18 protein-coding genes are annotated in these 18,133 nt (G+C 59.2%); 9 read left to right on the forward strand and 9 right to left on the reverse strand.

Translation table 11 applies throughout. From position 1 onward, the window contains the following. The first annotated feature begins 196 nt into the window (after positions 1-196). Entirely contained in the window at positions 197-928 is a 732-nt protein-coding gene (locus tag RBB75_RS05335) for a polysaccharide deacetylase family protein (protein WP_353069789.1), read from the forward strand. A gap of 207 nt (positions 929-1,135) precedes the next feature. Beyond that, positions 1,136-2,440 (forward strand): MFS transporter, encoded by a 1,305-nt coding sequence (locus RBB75_RS05340; RefSeq protein WP_353069790.1) that lies wholly within the window; start codon positions 1,136-1,138, stop codon positions 2,438-2,440. A 162-nt stretch (positions 2,441-2,602) separates the two neighbouring features. Here the strand turns inward: RBB75_RS05340 and RBB75_RS05345 are convergent, their stop codons facing one another. After that, the gene (locus RBB75_RS05345; protein ID WP_353069791.1) at positions 2,603-3,493 is read right to left on the reverse strand and encodes an SDR family oxidoreductase; all 891 of its coding nucleotides are present in this window, start codon (positions 3,491-3,493) and stop codon (positions 2,603-2,605) included. A gap of 93 nt (positions 3,494-3,586) precedes the next feature. On the opposite strand from RBB75_RS05345, the gene RBB75_RS05350 reads away from it, so the two are divergent. Further along, positions 3,587-4,666: an AraC family transcriptional regulator gene (locus tag RBB75_RS05350; RefSeq protein ID WP_257031185.1), complete on the forward strand. Its 1,080-nt coding sequence runs from the start codon at positions 3,587-3,589 to the stop codon at positions 4,664-4,666. A gap of 208 nt (positions 4,667-4,874) precedes the next feature. On the opposite strand, the gene RBB75_RS05355 is transcribed toward RBB75_RS05350, so the two are convergent. After that, entirely contained in the window at positions 4,875-5,744 is an 870-nt protein-coding gene (locus RBB75_RS05355) for an NmrA family NAD(P)-binding protein (protein WP_179639661.1), read from the reverse strand. A gap of 91 nt (positions 5,745-5,835) precedes the next feature. On the opposite strand from RBB75_RS05355, the gene RBB75_RS05360 reads away from it, so the two are divergent. Next, positions 5,836-6,492, forward strand: coding sequence for a TetR/AcrR family transcriptional regulator (locus RBB75_RS05360; RefSeq protein ID WP_179639662.1), 657 nt, complete (start codon positions 5,836-5,838; stop codon positions 6,490-6,492). Between the two features lie 124 nt (positions 6,493-6,616). On the opposite strand, the gene RBB75_RS05365 is transcribed toward RBB75_RS05360, so the two are convergent. Further along, on the reverse strand, positions 6,617-7,504 hold the full coding sequence (locus RBB75_RS05365) for an SDR family oxidoreductase (protein ID WP_179639663.1): 888 nt from the start codon (positions 7,502-7,504) through the stop codon (positions 6,617-6,619). 150 nt (positions 7,505-7,654) lie between these two features. On the opposite strand from RBB75_RS05365, the gene RBB75_RS05370 reads away from it, so the two are divergent. After that, positions 7,655-8,293 (forward strand): TetR/AcrR family transcriptional regulator, encoded by a 639-nt coding sequence (locus RBB75_RS05370; RefSeq protein WP_353069792.1) that lies wholly within the window; start codon positions 7,655-7,657, stop codon positions 8,291-8,293. Here RBB75_RS05370 and RBB75_RS05375 read toward each other — a convergent pair. From RBB75_RS05375 to RBB75_RS05385, 3 genes are all read right to left on the reverse strand, one after another. After that, on the reverse strand, positions 8,286-9,590 hold the full coding sequence (locus RBB75_RS05375; RefSeq protein WP_353069793.1) for a tetratricopeptide repeat protein: 1,305 nt from the start codon (positions 9,588-9,590) through the stop codon (positions 8,286-8,288). The two genes, RBB75_RS05370 and RBB75_RS05375, sit on opposite strands and share 8 nt — an antisense overlap. 423 nt (positions 9,591-10,013) lie before the next feature. Further along, on the reverse strand, positions 10,014-11,123 hold the full coding sequence (gene arsB / locus RBB75_RS05380; RefSeq protein WP_353069794.1) for an ACR3 family arsenite efflux transporter: 1,110 nt from the start codon (positions 11,121-11,123) through the stop codon (positions 10,014-10,016). Then, positions 11,123-11,533, reverse strand: coding sequence for an ArsR/SmtB family transcription factor (locus RBB75_RS05385; RefSeq protein WP_353069795.1), 411 nt, complete (start codon positions 11,531-11,533; stop codon positions 11,123-11,125). The genes arsB and RBB75_RS05385 overlap by 1 nt, the downstream gene beginning before the upstream one ends. Before the next feature lie 75 nt (positions 11,534-11,608). Between RBB75_RS05385 and arsM the strand changes: the two genes are divergently transcribed. Together arsM and RBB75_RS05395 are read left to right on the forward strand one after the other, a co-directional pair. Next, positions 11,609-12,517: an arsenite methyltransferase gene (gene arsM / locus RBB75_RS05390; RefSeq protein WP_179639669.1), complete on the forward strand. Its 909-nt coding sequence runs from the start codon at positions 11,609-11,611 to the stop codon at positions 12,515-12,517. 17 nt (positions 12,518-12,534) lie between these two features. Further along, positions 12,535-12,933: an arsenate reductase ArsC gene (locus tag RBB75_RS05395; protein WP_353069796.1), complete on the forward strand. Its 399-nt coding sequence runs from the start codon at positions 12,535-12,537 to the stop codon at positions 12,931-12,933. 32 nt (positions 12,934-12,965) lie between these two features. Here RBB75_RS05395 and RBB75_RS05400 read toward each other — a convergent pair whose 3' ends face one another. Continuing rightward, on the reverse strand, positions 12,966-13,874 hold the full coding sequence (locus RBB75_RS05400; RefSeq protein WP_353069797.1) for an NADP-dependent oxidoreductase: 909 nt from the start codon (positions 13,872-13,874) through the stop codon (positions 12,966-12,968). A gap of 313 nt (positions 13,875-14,187) precedes the next feature. After that, positions 14,188-15,477, reverse strand: a complete 1,290-nt coding sequence (gene hemL / locus RBB75_RS05405) for a glutamate-1-semialdehyde 2,1-aminomutase (protein WP_353070358.1) — start codon at positions 15,475-15,477, stop codon at positions 14,188-14,190. A 74-nt stretch (positions 15,478-15,551) separates the two neighbouring features. On the opposite strand from hemL, the gene RBB75_RS05410 reads away from it, so the two are divergent. Continuing rightward, the gene (locus RBB75_RS05410; protein WP_179639672.1) at positions 15,552-16,001 is read left to right on the forward strand and encodes a thiol-disulfide oxidoreductase DCC family protein; all 450 of its coding nucleotides are present in this window, start codon (positions 15,552-15,554) and stop codon (positions 15,999-16,001) included. Between the two features lie 79 nt (positions 16,002-16,080). After that, positions 16,081-17,277, forward strand: a complete 1,197-nt coding sequence (gene purM / locus RBB75_RS05415; RefSeq protein ID WP_353069798.1) for a phosphoribosylformylglycinamidine cyclo-ligase — start codon at positions 16,081-16,083, stop codon at positions 17,275-17,277. Positions 17,278-17,380: 103 nt separating this feature from the next. Here purM and RBB75_RS05420 read toward each other — a convergent pair whose 3' ends face one another. After that, positions 17,381-18,043, reverse strand: coding sequence for a DUF6629 family protein (locus RBB75_RS05420; RefSeq protein WP_179639673.1), 663 nt, complete (start codon positions 18,041-18,043; stop codon positions 17,381-17,383). Between the last annotated feature and the right edge of the window lie 90 nt (positions 18,044-18,133).

Genomic DNA, 18,133 nt, shown 5'->3' on the forward strand with positions numbered 1-18,133 from the left:
TTTCCCCGGAGCCTGGAAGCAAGTGTCAATTTTGGTGCGGCCAATAGTAGGAACTTGAATGCAGGAAAGCAATCGATCTTCCGTTACCTGCTTTCCGTTACCTGCCAGATCTCAGACGCCCACACCGCAACTCAGCCGCGCTCCCCCTTCAACCCCATCGACTCAGGGTCGATTCCCTATAATGCAGATACGGGGCATGACACAAACTCAAATAGCCACCACCGCCCTTCTCACCGCGGCCGCTACCGCCGCAGCCACCCTCACCTACGCCGCGCTCTCCGCTCAGTCTCAACTCTTCGGCAAGCTGCTCATCGCCGGCGATAATCCCAACCAGATCGCCCTCACCTACGACGACGGCCCCAACGACATCGTCACCGAACGCCTGCTCGAAACCCTCGCCCGCCATCAGACCCGCGCCACCTTCTTCCTCATCGGCCGTTATGTCCAGCAGCGCCCCGCCATTACCCGCGCCATCGCAGCCGCGGGACATCTCATTGGCAACCACACCATGACCCATCCCTGGCTGGCATGGCAGTCGCCCGCCCGCATCCGCGAAGAGCTCACCCGCTGCAACGCCGCCATTGAAGACGCGCTCGGCATCCCCGTCCGTTACTTCCGCGCCCCCCACGGCGCCCGTCGCCCCGCAGTCCTCCGCATGGCCCACGAGCTAGGCCTCACCCCCGTTCAGTGGAACATCCTTCCCGGCGATTGGAAGCCCCTCTCCCCACGCGAGATCGCAGACCGAACCCTCCGTGGAATTCTCCGCAACCAACGCCAAAACCGTTCATCCAATATCGTGCTGCACGACGGCGGACAGGCTGGTCTAGGCCAACCACGTCTGCCCAGCGTCGAAGCTACAGCACTGATTCTTCACCACTACCAAAATCAACCCAAGATAGCGTTCGTGACAGTAGATTCCTGGACATAGAGCAACGCCGAAGCTGAGGTAGAGTCGTCTTGGCCTTTTGTTTGTCATTCCCGAAGGGAATCTGCGTTTTGCAGTCTCTACACCATCAGGCAAATTGCCATAGTCCCAGAAAGATTTCCCAAGTAGATCTCCAGACAGACGCCATGCAAAACTCTGGAGTCTAATCCCACTTGACCCCGTACCATGCAACACCCGAGAGGAACTCCGATGAGCACAACCGCCAATCCGGCCGCGGCCCAGCAGAATCCCGTCATCGATCCCGAACTCCCAGCACCTCTATCCATGAGAGATGTCCTCCGCATCTCCATGATGCGTCGCCTCTGGTACGCCCAGGTCATCTCCGTCTTCGGCGACTTCCTCGCCCTCTTCGCCGTCATCAACGTCCTCACCTTTAAGCTCCACGCCACCGCTCAGCAGGTTACGGGCGTGCAAATCGCCTATATGCTGCCCATTGCGGTCCTCGGCATCCTTGCCGGAGTCTTCGTCGACCGCTGGCCCCTCAAACCCACCATGGTCTCAAGCGACTCCATCCGCGCAGGCCTCTGTCTCCTGCTCCTCTTCGCCACGCAGATCTGGCACTACTACGCCATCCTCGCCGCCATCAGCGTCATCTCCAGCTTCTTCGGCCCCGCACAAGGGGTCGCCATCCGCTCCGCAGTCCCGCTGCACGGTCTCCGCTCCGCGAACGCGCTCATGCAGCAGGTCATGTTCGGTATGCGTATCGTAGGCCCCGCCATCGCAGGCCTCATGGTCTCCTACATGGGAGCCGTCAGCTGCTACGCCTTCGACTCCGCCAGCTTCATTGGCTCCGCATTACTCATCGCCTCCGTCTCCTTCCTCGCACCCGGACCGAAGGCAGCCGCACCAACACCCCATGCCGCGGACGCATCCGCCATCGGCAAAGTGTGGCTCGACATGAAGCAGGGCTTCAACTTCATCCTGCACCACGCCGCTCTATTGTTCGTCATCCTCGCCATGGCAGCGGGTATGTTTGTTCTCGGCTGCTTTGGCCCGTTAATCGCCATCTACGTGCGCGACTCCCTCCACGCCTCGACCAAATCCTTCGCCATCGCCTCAGCGATGATCGGCCTCGGGATGCTCCTCGGCATCAACGGCCTCAACACCTTCGGCAAGAAGCTGAAGGACACCCTCCTCGTCTACTCCGGCCTCTGCGGCATCGCGGTCGGCCTCGTCATACTCACGCTACTGCCCCACCTCTGGTCGACCATCCTCGGCAACCTCATCATCGGCTTCTCCGTCGCCGGCATCATCGTCCCCTCCCAAACCCTCTTTCAAAAAGCAACGCCCCCGGAGCTGATGGGTCGCGTAGGTTCCACCTTCATGTCCATCATCTTCACCGCTCAGATCTCAGGCCTCGTCCTCTCCGGCATCCTCACCCACTACATCGGCGTGCGCCGGGTCTTCGCCCTATGCGCCGCCATGCTGGTAGTCCTGATGGCAGTAGGCAAAATCTGGATGGAGCCAAAACCCGCAGTCACACAGCCTGCCTGAACTCCACTCAAACGGTCTGACGCTCACTCAGCTAAGCCGACATATTACTGATCAGTCGTGCAGATGCTCCTGCCATATACAAATTGTGGTCGAAGTTAATGAGATCTATCAACGCAAAGCGCACCGGCAATCTGCTGTAGCCGCCGGTGCGCCGTCGATGACTCAGGCCTGCGTGTAGTCCATGCCGTCCAGGTCGGCGATCAGGCCCGGCCCCGTTGGCTTCCAGTTCAGCTTCTGTTGCGTGATAGCGCTGGAGGATGGCATATTGAGCCCGGCGAAGGGAGCCAGCCAGCCGAAGTGCGCCGCAGTCTCCTCGGGCGTGATGCTGACCACCGGCACCTTCAGCCCGCGGCCCAGCGCTTCGGCGATAGTCTTCATCGAAACGCCCTCTTCGTCGACCGCGTGATAGATCGCGCCCCGCTCCGCCCTCTCAAACGCCAAGCGGTAGAGCCGCGCCGTGTCCGAGACGTGTGCCGCCGGCCAGCTATTGCTGCCATCGCCGATGTAGGCCGACACCCGCTTCTCTCGTGCCGCGGCCGTGACGTAGGGCACCAGCCCTTGCTTGCGCGTGTCATGAATCTGCGCGAGCCGAACAATGGAGGTCTTCACGCCGCGCTCAGTAAACTCCTTCACCGCCGTCTCCAACCCCACGCGAGGGTTCCAGGACGCTATCGGGCTGTCTTCGGTCGAGGGCTTGCCGTTCACATTAGCTGCCATCGCAGTACCCGAGGTGACCACGAACGGCCGATCGGAACCCACCAGCACATATCCCAGCGCCGCGATTGCCTTGCGTTCGTCAGCCGCGTTCTTCTCAAACTGCGAGAAGTCATGGTTGAAGGCCAGATGGATCACGCCCTCCGAATCGGCTGCTCCCTTGCGCAGGCTGTCGAGGTCCTCGAGGTTGCCATGAAGCACCTCAGCGCCTGCCGCCCGCAGCTTCTCGGCGCCTTCCTCCGAACGCGTCAGGCCCAGCACCTGATGCCCTGCCGCTAACAAGTCCGGAACAAGCGCCGAACCAATGAACCCCGTTGCTCCGGTCACAAAGATACGCATGATGATGTCTCCTTAAAGTTTTGATGCGGCCAATCTGCGCCGTCTACTACTAGATGGGTCCTGGTGTTGGGACGATCTATACTGAGAGTCCGTATGATCGGTTCAATCGTCCTGCCAAGCCAGAACCTCGAAACCCCGAACTTTGAGGCTCTGAGATCCGAGACGCCGCTCCTGCAACCGGCTGCCGAATCGAGTCAGCGTATGGATCCGCTCTCCGAGGTTCTTGCCCTGCTGAAGCCGCAGAGCTTGTACTCCGGCGGCTTCGTGGTTCCTGACGATATGGCGATTCACTTCCCGAAGCATCAAGGCGTCAAGTGCTACGCGATGCTTGCCGGCCAGTGTTGGCTGCTGGTCGAGGAGGTCCCGGAGCCCGTCCTGCTAAAGGCCGGGGACTGTTTTCTTCTGCCGCGCGGGTTGTCGTTCCAGCTCACCGCGGATCTCTCGCTCGAACCGGTCCACTACACCCTCGCGTTGGCGCGCCTCAGCAAGGCCAAGGACCTCCCGGAGATCCCCGAAGAGGCGCAATACATGGCCGGCGGCTTCTTCCGGTTCACCGGCAGCCACGCCGAGATGCTCCTGCACTCTCTACCGCCCATCGTCCACATACGCCGCGAGTCGGACAAGGCCGCCATGCGCTGGTCCCTCGAGCGCTTGCGCGAAGAACTGCGCGACCCACAACCCGGCGGTTCGCTGATTGCGCAGCAACTCGCCTACATGATGCTCATTCAAGCCCTGCGCCTGCACTTAGCTGACGCCGCCAGCGCTGGGCCCGGCTGGCTCTCTGCGCTGTCCGACAAGCATATGAGTATCGCCATCACCAGCATGCACAACGACCCGGGATATCCCTGGACCCTCCAGTTGCTGGCCGAACGTGTCGGTATGTCGCGCTCAGTCTTCTCTCTGCGCTTCCGCCAGACCGTTGGTGCCACGCCGATGGAGTACCTCCTCCGCTGGCGCATGTTCTTGGCTGCCGACCGCCTGAAGAACTCCAGTGACGGGCTCTCCACTATCGCGCAGTCCCTTGGCTACGAGTCCGAGAGTGCCTTCGGCAAGGCCTTCCGCCGCATGATGGGCTACTCTCCAAGGCAATACTCCCGGTCTTCGGTGCCGTGCGCAATAACACCAACGAACTCCGCTGAAGATCACGAGCAAGAGCTAGTTGTCACTGGATAAGACGTTGTACGCGTTGCGAGGACTATCTGTCTTCTGTCTTCATAAGACATGACTCTCGTCCGCATATTGAGTGACGAGAAGAAGAATATCTTGCAAAGGGCTACTCCGGCGTTCTCGCGGAAGTAACGAGAAGCGCGCATCTCGGAAGCTAACGCCGCTTCCGAGATGCCGAATTTATTGCATCGAAGAGCTCCTGCGCCTGTTCTCTTTACTTGACCTGTTCCTGTGCGAACGCCTCGATCGTCGTCGGCCCGTGGAATTTCTCTGTTCCTGAATTGCCGAAGTGGATCCAGCCCGAGTTGAAGCTCTTCACCATCTCCATGTAGAGCCCGGTCCGATCAGCCGGCGTACCCATCGCTTCCAAAACGTTCTGCCACGCAGCCTCAGGTAATTGCACGGCCTTCACCCCACAGCCCAGCGCCTTGCCGAACGCGGCCGCCGCTTCATGCAAATCGGTTCCACCCTCAGGCCCGTCTACCTCGAGCACACGCTCGCCCGTCCAGGTCTCCTGCAACACCTTGGCGCCAGCCATGCCGATGTCTCGCGTGGCGACCAGCGGAAATTTGCGATCGAGTGGCGCATAGAAGAACGGCATCTCACCCGTCGCCCGGATGTGGTCCAACGCTCCCAGCCAGTTCTCCATGAAACTACCCCCGCGCAGATACGCCACAGGAATCGGCAGCGTGCGCATAGCCTCTTCCATCAGGTGGGTCGAGGTAATCAGTCCTAGCCCGCTCGCCTGCTCCGAACCGATAGACGAAAGAAACACAGCCTTGCCAGGATTCGCCTGCTCAAGCGCCTCACGGATCGCCTCAATCGTACGCTTCTGGTCCGGCAGCCCGGGAGCAGGCGCAAAGTCTGGTGGAATCATCGCGAATACACCCTCTGCCCCCGAGAACGCCCGTGCGAGCCTCGCCGCGTCGTCATACGCGGATTGCACCAGCTCCACACCGCGATCAGCCCAGGCTTTCGCCTTCCCCAAATCGCGCACCACGCCCCGCACCGTTTTACCCGCAGCAAGAAGATTCTCCGCCACTGCGCCGCCAACTTTGCCCGTAATTCCCATCACTGTGAACATATCGTTCACCTCCTATGCAAGTAGATACTTATATTCAAAGAAAGGATGCAAGTTTTTACTTATATGATTCCTTTTCTGCGAGAATCCTCCTGTGACCGTCTTCGATCCAAACCGCAAGCGCAACGCTCGGGGCGAGGAGCGCCAGCAGGCTCTCCTCCGCGCCGCTGCCGCAGTCTTCGGTCGTCTTGGTTACCACCAGACCACCACAAACGCGATCGCCACGGAGGCGGGCGTATCTCCGGCTACTCTTTACCAGTTTTTCCCCAATAAGGAAGCCATCGCCAGCGAACTCGCCTCGAGGTACGCGCGCGAAATGGCCGAGGCAGAACGCGCAATCGACTCCGAAGGCGTGTTGAGCTTCACAGAAGCCGTCGGCGAACTGATCAATGTCTGCATGAGCTTCAACCGGAAGCGTCCCGAGTTTCACACCCTCGTGGTCGACGCACCGCTCTCACCTTCCGCCCGCGAAGACAAACAGGTTCTTGGGCAGGTCTTCGTCGACTTCATCGAGGCCCGCCTCCGCCGCGAGCTACCCACTCTCTCTCGCTCCGAAGCGGCCCACCATGGGCAGGTAGCCCTTATGATCTTCCGCGGAATCCTCGACGAGCTGACCGTCGCCTCGCCTCATGCCCGCCCGCGCCTGCAGCAGGCGATGCGCAATGCCATTCTCCGCTATCTGACCCCTGTACTGGCTGAATCGAAGGCGGGCCGCGCAGTTAGAAGCGCACAGTTAGAAGCGCACAGTTAGAAACGCAGATAACGAGAAGCCGGCCTTCCAGAACGAATCCGTTGCGGAGGAAGCACCCCGGAGAACTCCGGGGCCTTTCCATTTAAATCACCACGGTCGTCCAAACCTGCCCACTGCAGCTTCATCAGAAGTACTTCATATTTGTCAGATCCTCGATCATCCCCGGCCCGGTCGGCTCCCACCCCAGCGTCTTGCGCGTCCACTCGCTCGAACCCGGCATATCCTGCGACGCAGCGTGTCCGAAGAACATCCCGAAGTGCTCGACGGCCTTTTCCGCCGGGATCGAAACCACCGGCACCTTCAGCCCCTTACCGACCGTCTCCGCGATATCCCGCAGCGGCACGCCCTCTTCCTGCACCGCGTGATACGTCGTCACGCCCGGTCCACTACTCTCGACCGCCAGCCGATACAGATGCGCCACATCCTTCAGTGGAGCGGCCGCCCACCGGTTCGTCCCATCGCCCACATACGCCGAAATACCCTTCTCGCGCGCGATCTGAATCAACCTCGTCACCAACCCCTGCTTGCGCGTGTCATGCACCTGCGGCAGACGCACAATCGCCAAATGCACACCCTTTGCCGCCACCGCCTGCGCCGCCTGTTCCGGCCTGCGCGGCATCGCAGACGAATCTGTTGCAGGATCAGACTCTTTCCGCACCTGGCCTGGCGCGCCGGGTCCAACCCCGGAGGTCACCACCAGCAGTTTGCCCGATTCGAGCACCGATCCCAGCGCCTCAATCGCCTGAATCTCGTCCTTCGCATTCTGCGCAAACTTCGAAAAGTCGTCGTGGTTGAACGCCAGGTTCACCACGGCATCCATCCCCGTCGCTCCACTGCGCAGGCTGTCGAGATCCTGCAGATTGCCGCGATGGACCTCCGCACCCACAACCTTCAACTGCTCTACGCCCGCATCACTGCGGGTAAGCCCACGCACCTGGTGCCCTGATCCGATTAACTCCTTCACCAGCTCCGTCCCAATGAATCCCGTCGCTCCCGTTACGAATACGCGCATCGCTCCTCCTATTGTTGGTGGCGCAGCCCTTCGGAGGCCGCGTTAAAGTTGACATCCGAGCCTGTGCCTTATAAAACGGGGGCAGTCCCCGTATAGATAAGATAAACGGGGATAGTCCCCGGTTGCAAAAAAAGTTTCGCCACATCTCCGATGTCGATAAAGAAGATCTCACCACTCCCGCCCTCCCGCAAACCTCGCGCCGACGCGAAGCGCAACCGCGAGCGCATCCTAGAGGTAGCCAGGGAAGCCTTCACCCGCGATGGAGCAGCTGCAAGCCTCGACGACATCGCACGCCGCTCCGGCATCGGCAACGCCACCCTCTATCGCCACTTCCCCACTCGCGACGACCTCATCGAAGCCGTCTACCGCAGCGAAGTCGAAAAGCTTGCGGCAGCCGAACAGCGCTTCGCTGCCACTATGCCGCCGCTTGAAGCGCTGCGCGCCTGGATGCTCCTCTTCATCGACCACATCCTAGGCAAGAAACTCATCCTTCCCGCGATGGACACCGTCGCTGGCGGCTCCAGGCGTCTGTTCGAAGACTCCCGCTCGCTCATTCACACTGCCTTCGTAACCTCCGTCGAGCGCGCCATCGCCAGCGGTGATCTCCGCTCTGACACCGACCCCAACGACTTCGTCCGTGCCCTCGTCGGCGTCTTCCACACTACTGCTATGCCCGGCTGGGAGCCAAGCGCCCGTCGTCTCGTCGACATCCTTATTGCCGGCTCGCGCCCAACGAAACCCCGCACTCACAGAATCACAAAATTAGCTTCGGTCAGGGAGATCAGTTGAATTTGCAATTTTCTTCGATGGCATTCGAGTCTTTATAGCGCTGCACGCAACTTTGATAATCGCGCCCCTGATTTGCCGCTCTCTTTACGGAATTGACGCATTCGGCGTGCTTCGATTCGGCCTGTTCGCGTTGCTGGTAGCTTAACTTGTAGTAGTCAGCCGGGCTGCCGGCGGGACAGCGCTTTTCGGGGTCAACCTCCCGGCTGGGATTGTCGGCATCCTCTCTTTTGAAAGCCTCTGCCTCCGCATCGACTCTCGATGTCCCGCTACCCATGAGGCTGATGACGGATTCCTCATGGGCGACAGTGGCAGCGAGATCGTCACCTCGGAAGAAAAAGAAAGTGGCAGCATTCTCCTGAGTCTTCCTCTTATGCAACTCCGCCCGGTTGCCGTAGTAGTTAGCCAGCAACAGATTCGGCGGACCCCACTTACTTTCTCTGTAGTATTGCGAGAGAGAAAGCATCGCATTCACGTTTTCCTGCGCAGCGCTCCGCATCAGGTACATCTGGGCTTTCTGGTAGTCAGGCGCCCCGCCCCAACCGACGTAGCTGTAATAGCCCGCTACATCCTCAGCTTCGCCGTCGCCCTTGTTCGCAGCAGCCGTGTAGCAGGATAAGGAAGCGGCCTTATCGCCAATCATGTTTGCGAGCGTACCTGTGTTCTTTTCTGTTTCGACATTCATGGCAGGGTCGCAGCGAGTCGGGGCCACCGTCGCATTCCACTTACTCTCCATGGCATTATTCGACTGTCCTGGCCAGATGACCTTGAACGTTCCACTGATCCGGTTTCCAATTCGCTTCCCTGTATAAATTCCAGTGGCACCGGAGAAGGTTCCTTTCATATCGAAACGCCGCATGACGACAGTGCCTCCGGGAAGCGTATCGACGAAGGTTGTAATCACCGCGGAGTAGTCCGTAGTGAGTTGCATCGAGCCGATCTTTCCCCCAATGACCATAAGGGAGTTGACTGGCGGTTTGGCAGCGGAGCATTCCTCTCCGAATGCCTGGCACATGCTCCATGCCTGAGCATGGGCGATCGAGTTGTCATAGAGCTTGCCGGCATCTCCAAATTCGGAGGGGGTTGGGAGTAATAATCCTCGCCATCTCATGTGCGAAGCCCCCGTCGAGTGGCCTGGCCAAGTCGCACTCACATCGCCGTCGATCCAGTAGTTTGAGATCGTACCGGTGTAATCGACGACGATGCCTTTGACTGGACCGGCCCTGTCCTCGCGATGGACGGTGATAGAGGTGGCATCAAGGTGGTGATGGTGAGGTCTGCATTGCCGCCACTCGCCCACTGGCCCGTCCCCTTGCCGTCTCCCGTCTTGAAGAGCCAGTTGGAGCATCCGTCTGAGTCCTCACACATCGAGATTACTTCTGGATATGTCGAGGATGGCTGGTGCACCTGAGAGCTGCACAGCACTGACAGAGCAGCGGGCAGTATGAGCACACACGCAATTCGAAACACAACTCTCACGAAGGCGCTCCTGAAAAGAGGCTGATCGAGGTTAATTCATGGGAAGTTTATCACTGCTGCTGCGCGCTAAATAGTCGTCATAAAACGCATCCTCGCCTTCATCGGCATCACCGAAGTCGAAGTCATCCTTGCTGGCGGCACAGCCGCGGTCTCCTTCGGTTCAACTACCGTCGAAGAGCACGCCGCGCAGTTTCGTCCTGCCGTCCTCGCAGCTACTCGCTAAGCACAAACCGGATTACCGGGACTACCGTTCATAAGCTGCGACAGAATTGCTAAAGAGTCTGCGGCGTAGCCAAAATGCTACATTCACCAAGCCGATGAGAGCCGGAACCTCGATCAACGGACCCACGACACCTACGAATGCCTCCCCAGAGTTCAACCCGAATACCGCGACCGCCACCGCAATCGCAAGTTCAAAGTTGTTTCCAGCAGCCGTGAATGACAGCGTGGCGGACTGTGCGTAGTCGGCTCCCAGCCGTTTCCCCATCCAGAAGCTGACTAGAAACATAAGGAGGAAGTACACCACCAGCGGGACTGCAATCTTCACCACGTCCAACGGAAGCCGGACGATCAAGTCGCCCTTCAGGCAGAACATCACAAGGATCGTGAAGAGCAACGCGAGTAGCGTCAGCGGGCTTATACGGGGCACGAACCGCGTCCGGTACCACTCCTCACCTTTGGCCCGGATCAGCGCATAGCGAGTCAGGAAGCCCGCCGCGAACGGCACCCCCAGATACAGGCCCACGCTCTTGGCAATCTGGCCGATGCCAATCTGTACGACGCTTCCTTGCAGGCCGAACCACCGGGGAAGGATGGTTAGGAATGCCCATGCATAGACGCTGTAGAAGAGCACCTGAAAGACGCTGTTGATTGCGACCAATCCGGCGACGTAATCCGTATCACCCTCGGCAAGCTCATTCCAGACCAGCACCATCGCGATGCAACGCGCAATGCCAATCAAGATCAGGCCGCGCATGTAGGCCGGTTCGTCCCGTAAAAAGATCACGGCAAGCACGAACATCAACACCGGACCGATAAGCCAGTTCTGCACCAGCGACAACCCCAACAGCCGCTTATTGCGGAACACCTCACCCAACTTCTCATAACGCACCTTGGCCAGCGGCGGAAACATCATCACGATCAGGCCAATGGCGATAGGGATGTTCGTCGTGCCGGTCTGAAAATGGTTAACGAAGGCAGCCGAACCGGGAACGAAATGCCCGATGCTCACGCCTAACACCATCGCAAGGAATATCCAGAGCGTCAGAAGTCGATCTAGGAAAGAAAGCTTTTTCCGTTGGGCGGCCGGAGCACAGACGCGGCCCCGGGTCGTCGGTGTGGGTGTCGTAGCCATTAGCAAGCCTCACAGCTCTGCTCAGCCACAGCGGTAGGCAATGGAACGCCATCAAGCGCGTACTTCGCAGGGGAGCAGCAAGCCTTTGTGAGACGCGCCCGGTCTGCCTGCATCGCCTTGTCTTCCTTCAGGGAGTCGAGCGTCTGCAGGAGCACCTGCGATGCCCCGACGTGCGGCGGCATGACGATGCGGTAGTGCATCCATTTGCCCTCGCGCCGGGCTGAGACGATGCCGGCGTTTCGCAGATACGCAAGATGCCGGGAGATCTTCGGCTGCGGTGCCCCCAGAATCTCCACAAAGTAGCAGACACAGATCTCTTGTTCTCCCATAAGGTTCAGCAGCCGGAGGCGGGTTGTGTCACCAAGTGCCTGAAAGAACTGAGGCAGGTCGAACTGTCTGGCGCGGGTCATGCATTTATATATACGCCTTGACAAATTCGTTAGCAATATATATATTCACCTAGACGAATATGTGGGAGGTGAGACATGGCACAGATTCTTGATTCCGTCCGCTCGAAGTATGGCGCGGTCGCGCAGAGCAAGCTCTCCAGCAACGATGCAGGTGTCAAGGCCGTGGCGGAGGCCTTCGGCTACTCCGCAGAAGAACTGACTTCCATTCCGGCTGAGGCCAACATGGGTTTGTCGTGCGGCAATCCCACAGCGACCGCGCATCTGAGAGCCGGTGAAGTTGTCGTAGACCTCGGCTCCGGTGGCGGCCTGGACGTGTTTCTCGCCGCGAAGATGGTAGGGCCGGAGGGGCGTGCCATCGGTATCGATATGACACCGGCCATGATGGAACGGGCACGGGCAAATGCGGCTTCCGGTGGATACACCAACGTGGAGTTCTACCAGTCCACCATCGACAAGATCCCACTACCGGATGCGTCGGTTGATTGCGTCATCTCGAACTGCGTCCTGAACCTGGCGCCGGACAAGCCTGTCGTCTTTCGTGAGATTGCCCGCATCCTCAAGCCGGGCGGCCGACTTGCAGTCAGCGACATCGCGCTCAAGGGAGAGCTACCGGAAGCCGTCGCCCAGAGCATGGCGGCATATGTCGGCTGCATCGCTGGTGCCATCAGGATTGACGACTACCGCACCGGCTTGCTGGCTGCTGGCTTCGAGCATGTGGAGATCGTGGACAGCGGCTCAAACCTCAACGCCTACGCGAAGGTGGAGAACCAGTCCGGCTGCTGCTCCCCGGCGATGGCCGAGGAGTCGTGCTGTTCGCCCATATCGGATAGGGACACCACACTGCACACGGAGCTGTCCGACCTCTTGAGCAAGTATGACCTGAACGCAGCAGCGGCAAGCGTAAAGGTATATGCCATCAAGCCCATGGCTGGAGCCACAAGCAAAACAGTCGCGTCATGCTGTGCTCCGGGTTGCTGTTCATAAGAGACAGAGGAGGCGACATGCTCAAAGTAATCTTCGCCTGCGTGCACAACGCTGGTCGGTCTCAGATGGCGGCGGCGTTCTTCAATCATCTTGCAGATCCACGGAAGGCACAAGCCGTTTCAGCTGGTACAGAGCCGGGAGACCGTATCCACCCGGAAGTGCAGGCTGTCATGCAGGAGATCGGCATCGACCTCAGCCACGCGAAGCCCCAGAAGCTCACGGAGGAACTCGCGAGGGCCGCGAACCTTCTGATCACGATGGGCTGCGGTGACAAATGCCCTTACGTCCCCGGCCTACGCCGGGACGATTGGCCGCTCCGCGACCCGAAGGGACTGCCGACAGAGGAAGTCCGGGCGATACGCGATGACATCAAAAGTCGCGTGCAGGTTCTTCTCAGGCTGGAAGGTTTAGATTAGTCTTCACAAAATCCGTTTCAAGGAACGCGCGGTCATGCTAATAAGAGAATCTTCCCGATGCCGCCCTTCTCCGCCTCAGCGTGTGCTTTCGCCGCGTCGGCAAGCGGCATCGTCCGATCAATAGAAATCTTGAACCTTCCCTTTGCAATATCTTCCGCGAGCGAACGCATACTCACTGCATCAGGATGCGAGCCAAAGGCCTCCACTCTTACGTCGGGATAAAGTTTGGCATTTGGTGGAGACCCCACCACGGAGGCAAAGCTTCCACCCGGCTTGACCTTAGCCAGAAGCCCGTCGCCGACGTTGCCGCCAATCGTATCCGCGACCACCTCGACCAGGCCCAGTGAGTCCATCTCCTGTTGGCTATCGAGCGCGAGAACAGCATCGGCCCCGAGCTCCTCCGCCGCCTTCTTCTGTGAACCGCGGACGCCGGCGATGACGTGAGCACCAAGCTTCTTCGCCACCCATACGGCAGTGCGGCCTACGCTGCCCAGTGCGCCGGTGATGACAACCGTCTGGCCACGCTGAACCTTGCCGGCCTGCGTAATAAGCTGTTCCCCAGTGTTCAGCACCACAGGGAGTGCAGCGGCTTCGATGGGATCAAGGCCCTCAGGAAGCTTCGACAAGCCCGCAAGATCACCCAAAAGCAGCTCGGCGTAGGTCTTGCCGGCGCGGCCGAAGACCTTGTCACCCTCGGCATATCCCTCCACGCCTCGGCCCACCGAGCGTACGACGCCGGAGTAGTCGTACCCGAGGATGATGGGCAGTTCCAGCGGCATAAAATCCTTCATGGCGCCGCTGCGGATCTTCCAATCGATCGGATTGACTCCCGCTGCGGTCACCCGAATAAGGATCTGACCCTCGCCCGCCTGGGGATCCTCCCACTCCTCATACTTCAGCATATCGGGGCCGCCGTACTCATGTAGCACCACTGCTTTCATAGCAATACCTCTCTCGTTTTTCAGGCTTAGATGCGGTTGTTGGCGGCATCGGTTCATCGAGACGAATCCGTTCCAGGCCAGCCAAAAATAAATCTCAAAAAGTTGGCGTATCTTTTGAAGCCGAAAAGTAGGGTGCTAATACACCACATCCACCACGCATCCCACCACGTCTTCACCATCAAAAAACCACGTCCAAACACCCGGTTTTCCTGCAACCCCCTTCAAAAACCTCAGCAAACCAGCAACTCTTAACCCGGCCACCACAGCCAAAAAAAATCTGCAAAAAAGTCCCGAAATTACTCCCAGGCAGGTTTCAGGAAAGCGACTTGCGGGCAGCTTCGAGGACCATTCCAATCTCCGCCTCCCCATGCGCGGTCGAGACGAAGGCGGCCTCGAACTGACTAGGCGGCAACCAGACTCCAGCGTCGAGCATGGCACGATGAAACCGGCCAAAGGCGACCGTGTCCGACGTCGCAGCCGAAGCAAAATCAGTAACTGGTTTATCCGTAAAAAACCACGTAAACATTGACCCAACGCGATTGGTCGTCAACGAAATTCCCGCCTCCCGCGCCACACCCGCAACCCCCTCAGCAATGCGAGCAGAGGTGCTCTCAAGGCCGTTGTAGACCTCCTCTTCATGCTTGAGCAGGTGACTCAAAGTAGCGATCCCCGCAGCCATGGCGAGCGGGTTTCCGCTCAGCGTTCCCGCCTGGTAGACAGGCCCAAGCGGAGCGAGCAACTCCATCACATCGGCTCGTCCCCCAAACGCTCCGCAGGGCAGCCCACCCCCGATAATCTTGCCTAAAGTCGTAAGATCCGGTGCGACGCCATAGACCTGCTGCGCACCGCCAAGCGAGAGACGGAAGCCAGTCATTACCTCGTCGAGAATGAGAAGTGCGCCGTACTCCGCGGTGATTTCCCGCAGGCCCTGCAGATAATCTGCAGCAGGGGCAATCGTCCCGGCGTTGCCGACCACCGGCTCAACAATGACGCAGGCAATCTCGTTTGGTCGTGCGGCGAAGGCCTCTCGCACAGCATCGAGATCGTTGTAGGGCAGCGCAAGAGTGTGCATCGCGGTCTCGGCGGGAACGCCGGCGGACCCAGGGATTCCCAGCGTAGCAACTCCGCTGCCTGCTTTGACCAGCATGGCGTCCGAGTGGCCGTGGTAGCAGCCTTCGAACTTGATGACGAAGTTGCGTCCTGTAAAGCCGCGCGCAAGTCGGATAGCTGACATACATGCCTCCGTGCCGGAGCTGACGAAGCGCAGCCTTTCGACCGAGGGAAAGCATCGCGTCACCAGTTCAGCCAGATCTGCTTCGGCCGCGGTGGAGGCTCCAAAGCTCGCCCCACGCGAGGCTGCCCTCTGAGTCGCCTCGACCGCTGGTGGAAAAGCATGTCCAAGAATCATCGGCCCCCACGAGCCGAAGAAGTCTAGGTACTTATTTCCATCCGCATCAAACAGATAGGCCCCTTCGGCATGGGTGACAAAGGGTGGATCACCCCCCACGGCGCGAAACGCGCGCACCGGCGAGTCGACGCCCCCGGGCAGAAACTTTTCAGCGCGAAGCTGCAATTGACGGGAGCGGGTGAGGCTGCGGGACATATCAACAGTATAAGAGGGCATATCATGAAAGTAGAAAACGAGAAGTTAGAAGACGAAGACAGAACCGAGGAGACATGACCGAGCCAGAACATGCAGAGATTGAGGGCCGGGCTCTACTGCTTTACGACGGCGTCTGCGCGTTGTGCAATGGCGTGGTTCAGTTCCTGCTCAAACACGACCGTAGCGAGAGGCTGCGCTATGCCCCGCTCCAGAGCGCTCTCGGCCGCGAAGTGCTCGACCGCTTCGGCATTCACAGCTTTCCCGATGGTGTAGTGCTTCTGACCGATGCCCTGAGGCCGCAGGAGCGGCTCTACCACCGCTCCGATGCGATTGCCGCGGCGTTGAAGCTGCTTTCGACCCCCTGGAGGCTTCTTGGGCGGCTGGTAACGCTGGTTCCCCGAGCCCTGCGTGAGTTCGGCTACGGCGTTGTTGCTCGCCTCCGCTACCGCATCTTCGGGCGCTACGATACCTGTCCTCTACCACCTTTGCATCAGCGACAAAAACTTTTGGGCGTGTACGAATAACGTTTGTTTACGATGCTTTGACCGCCGCCCTGCTAGACTAAACTTCTTCTTTTCAAGCACTACGATATGGAGCACGACCTTGCCGGATGAGACCTCCCCGCCGCCCGATTCAATCGCCACGCATTCCACCACGTCCGGGCGGGAGATGCCCGTGGAGACCACTTCGTTGCAGTCCGCAGTCGCACAGAGAAAAGCCGCTGGCATAAAGCGGCCTGCTTCGGAAGAAAAGACCAAGATCCCCTCAAAAAAGAGCATCAGCTATGCGGATGCCGGGGTGGACATCACCTCGGGCGACCGTAGCAAGCAGCGCATCAAGATGCTGGCGCGCAAAACCTTCAACAAACAGGTGCTGAGCGAGATCGGCGGCTTCGGCGGCTTGTTCGCGCTAGACCTGGAGAAGTTTCCCAACCCCGTGCTGGTCTCGAGCGCAGACGGCGTTGGCACGAAGCTGAAGGTCGCGTTTGAACTGGGCATTCACCATACCGTTGGCCAGGACCTGGTGAACCACTGCGTCAACGACATTGCTGTGCAGGGCGCGACGCCGCTGTTCTTCCTCGACTACCTGGCCACAGGCAAGCTCGAAGACATGGTGATCGAGCGGGTGGTGCAGGGTATCAGCGAGGCCTGCAAGGCCAACGGCTGTGCATTGATCGGCGGTGAGACCGCACAGATGCCTGGCTTCTACGCAGATGGCGAGTACGATCTTGCCGGCACGATCATCGGCGCAGTGAGCCGTGACAAGATCATCACCGGAGAACAGATTCAGATCGGTGATGTTCTGGTGGGGCTGCCTTCTAACGGACTACATACGAACGGATATTCGCTAGCGCGCAAGCTGCTGTTTGAAGTCGCGAAGTATGGCCCGGAGCAGTACATCAACGAGCTGAAAGACAAGACTGGAGCCGCGTTGATGCGGACGCATCGCAGCTATCTGTCGGTGATCAAGAAGCTGACCGGAGCCGAGGTGGTGAGCGGAATGGCGCACATTACAGGAGGTGGAATCACCGAGAATCTGCCGCGCATTCTGCCGAAGGGCATGGGAGCGCTGATCGACCGTGCCTCGTGGACGGTACCGCCACTGTTTGAACACCTGCAACAATTGGGCAATGTGGATGAGGACGAGATGCTGCGGACCTTCAACATGGGCATTGGTCTGATCGCGGTGATTCCGGCAGAGAAGATCAAGAAGGCGAAGGCGATTTTGAACCGCGCGAACGAACGGCACTGCCTGATTGGCCGCGTGGTGCGTGGGGAACGCAAGGTCAGCTACAACTAGATAGTCGCAGTGTCGCTTTACGAGCCCGCTGGCCACTGTATTCTTTTACATGGTGGCCGGGGACTTTCGTTTTGGCGCGGTTTTCTTCGGCGAATGAAGTCCGCTAAGCGAGGGGAGTGTAGGTAGATGGGCGGTGCGCACGGCTGCGGCGAAAGAAGAAGTAGATGATGACGCTGACGACGGCGGCGTAGGCGCACCAGACCGAGGTGAAGGCGTATCTCTTGACCAGCATGACGACGAGCAGCCCTACAAGGTTGAGCCACGCCAGGGTGATGAGGTCGCGGAAGCCAGAAAAGAAGAGCGAGCCGCAGGTAGCGATGACATAGAGGATTGCAATGACCGTCGTGGTTGTGATGCTGTTGACGTAGACGATGCTGTTGTCCTGCACCGAGACCTGCAGCGGATAGGCGATCAGGCCCCAGAGCATGTAGAGCATGAGTATGCAGCCGAGGATGGCGAAGGGGAGCATCTGACGGCGGAGCTTGTGGGTAGGCTCGATGAGCAGGACGCTGAGAGGAAGGAGAAACGGCAGCAGACCTTGGGCGTAGAGAACGTATGCTGCCCCAGCGTTATGGGTCACCGTAGAGGAGAGGATTCCGCCGAGGCCCAGCCAGACGAATCCTTCGATGAACTGGTGGAAGGCGAAGAGGCAGGGCATGGCGGCGAAGAGCAGCTCGCGGCGGTGCTTTACTTCAGTCAGCGTGGCGACGCCGATGCCGCCCAGAACAGCACTGCCGACAAAGTTCGCGGTTGCAGAGAAACACATAGGAGCCTCTTGGTTCAGGCCATCATAACTTGAGTGTCTAGCGATGGATTTGTGTTCTTATAGAAGGCACCAAATCTCTCAAGATCATTC

Origin of the sequence: Tunturibacter empetritectus (assembly GCF_040358985.1) — a bacterium.
GTDB classification, from domain to species: Bacteria; Acidobacteriota; Terriglobia; order Terriglobales; family Acidobacteriaceae; genus Edaphobacter; species Edaphobacter empetritectus.

Bases quoted from the DNA above. Each gene is read 5' to 3' on its own strand.
- RBB75_RS05335 (WP_353069789.1), top strand. From the start codon at position 197: ATGACACAAACTCAAATAGCCACCACCGCCCTTCTCACCGCGGCCGCT.
- RBB75_RS05340 (WP_353069790.1), top strand. From the start codon at position 1,136: ATGAGCACAACCGCCAATCCGGCCGCGGCCCAGCAGAATCCCGTCATC.
- RBB75_RS05345 (WP_353069791.1), bottom strand. From the start codon at position 3,493: ATGCGTATCTTTGTGACCGGAGCAACGGGGTTCATTGGTTCGGCGCTT.
- RBB75_RS05350 (WP_257031185.1), top strand. From the start codon at position 3,587: ATGATCGGTTCAATCGTCCTGCCAAGCCAGAACCTCGAAACCCCGAAC.
- RBB75_RS05355 (WP_179639661.1), bottom strand. From the start codon at position 5,744: ATGTTCACAGTGATGGGAATTACGGGCAAAGTTGGCGGCGCAGTGGCG.
- RBB75_RS05365 (WP_179639663.1), bottom strand. From the start codon at position 7,504: ATGCGCGTATTCGTAACGGGAGCGACGGGATTCATTGGGACGGAGCTG.
- RBB75_RS05370 (WP_353069792.1), top strand. From the start codon at position 7,655: ATGTCGATAAAGAAGATCTCACCACTCCCGCCCTCCCGCAAACCTCGC.
- arsB (WP_353069794.1), bottom strand. From the start codon at position 11,123: ATGGCTACGACACCCACACCGACGACCCGGGGCCGCGTCTGTGCTCCG.
- RBB75_RS05385 (WP_353069795.1), bottom strand. From the start codon at position 11,533: ATGACCCGCGCCAGACAGTTCGACCTGCCTCAGTTCTTTCAGGCACTT.
- arsM (WP_179639669.1), top strand. From the start codon at position 11,609: ATGGCACAGATTCTTGATTCCGTCCGCTCGAAGTATGGCGCGGTCGCG.
- RBB75_RS05395 (WP_353069796.1), top strand. From the start codon at position 12,535: ATGCTCAAAGTAATCTTCGCCTGCGTGCACAACGCTGGTCGGTCTCAG.
- RBB75_RS05400 (WP_353069797.1), bottom strand. From the start codon at position 13,874: ATGAAAGCAGTGGTGCTACATGAGTACGGCGGCCCCGATATGCTGAAG.
- hemL (WP_353070358.1), bottom strand. From the start codon at position 15,477: ATGTCCCGCAGCCTCACCCGCTCCCGTCAATTGCAGCTTCGCGCTGAA.
- RBB75_RS05410 (WP_179639672.1), top strand. From the start codon at position 15,552: ATGACCGAGCCAGAACATGCAGAGATTGAGGGCCGGGCTCTACTGCTT.
- RBB75_RS05420 (WP_179639673.1), bottom strand. From the start codon at position 18,043: ATGTGTTTCTCTGCAACCGCGAACTTTGTCGGCAGTGCTGTTCTGGGC.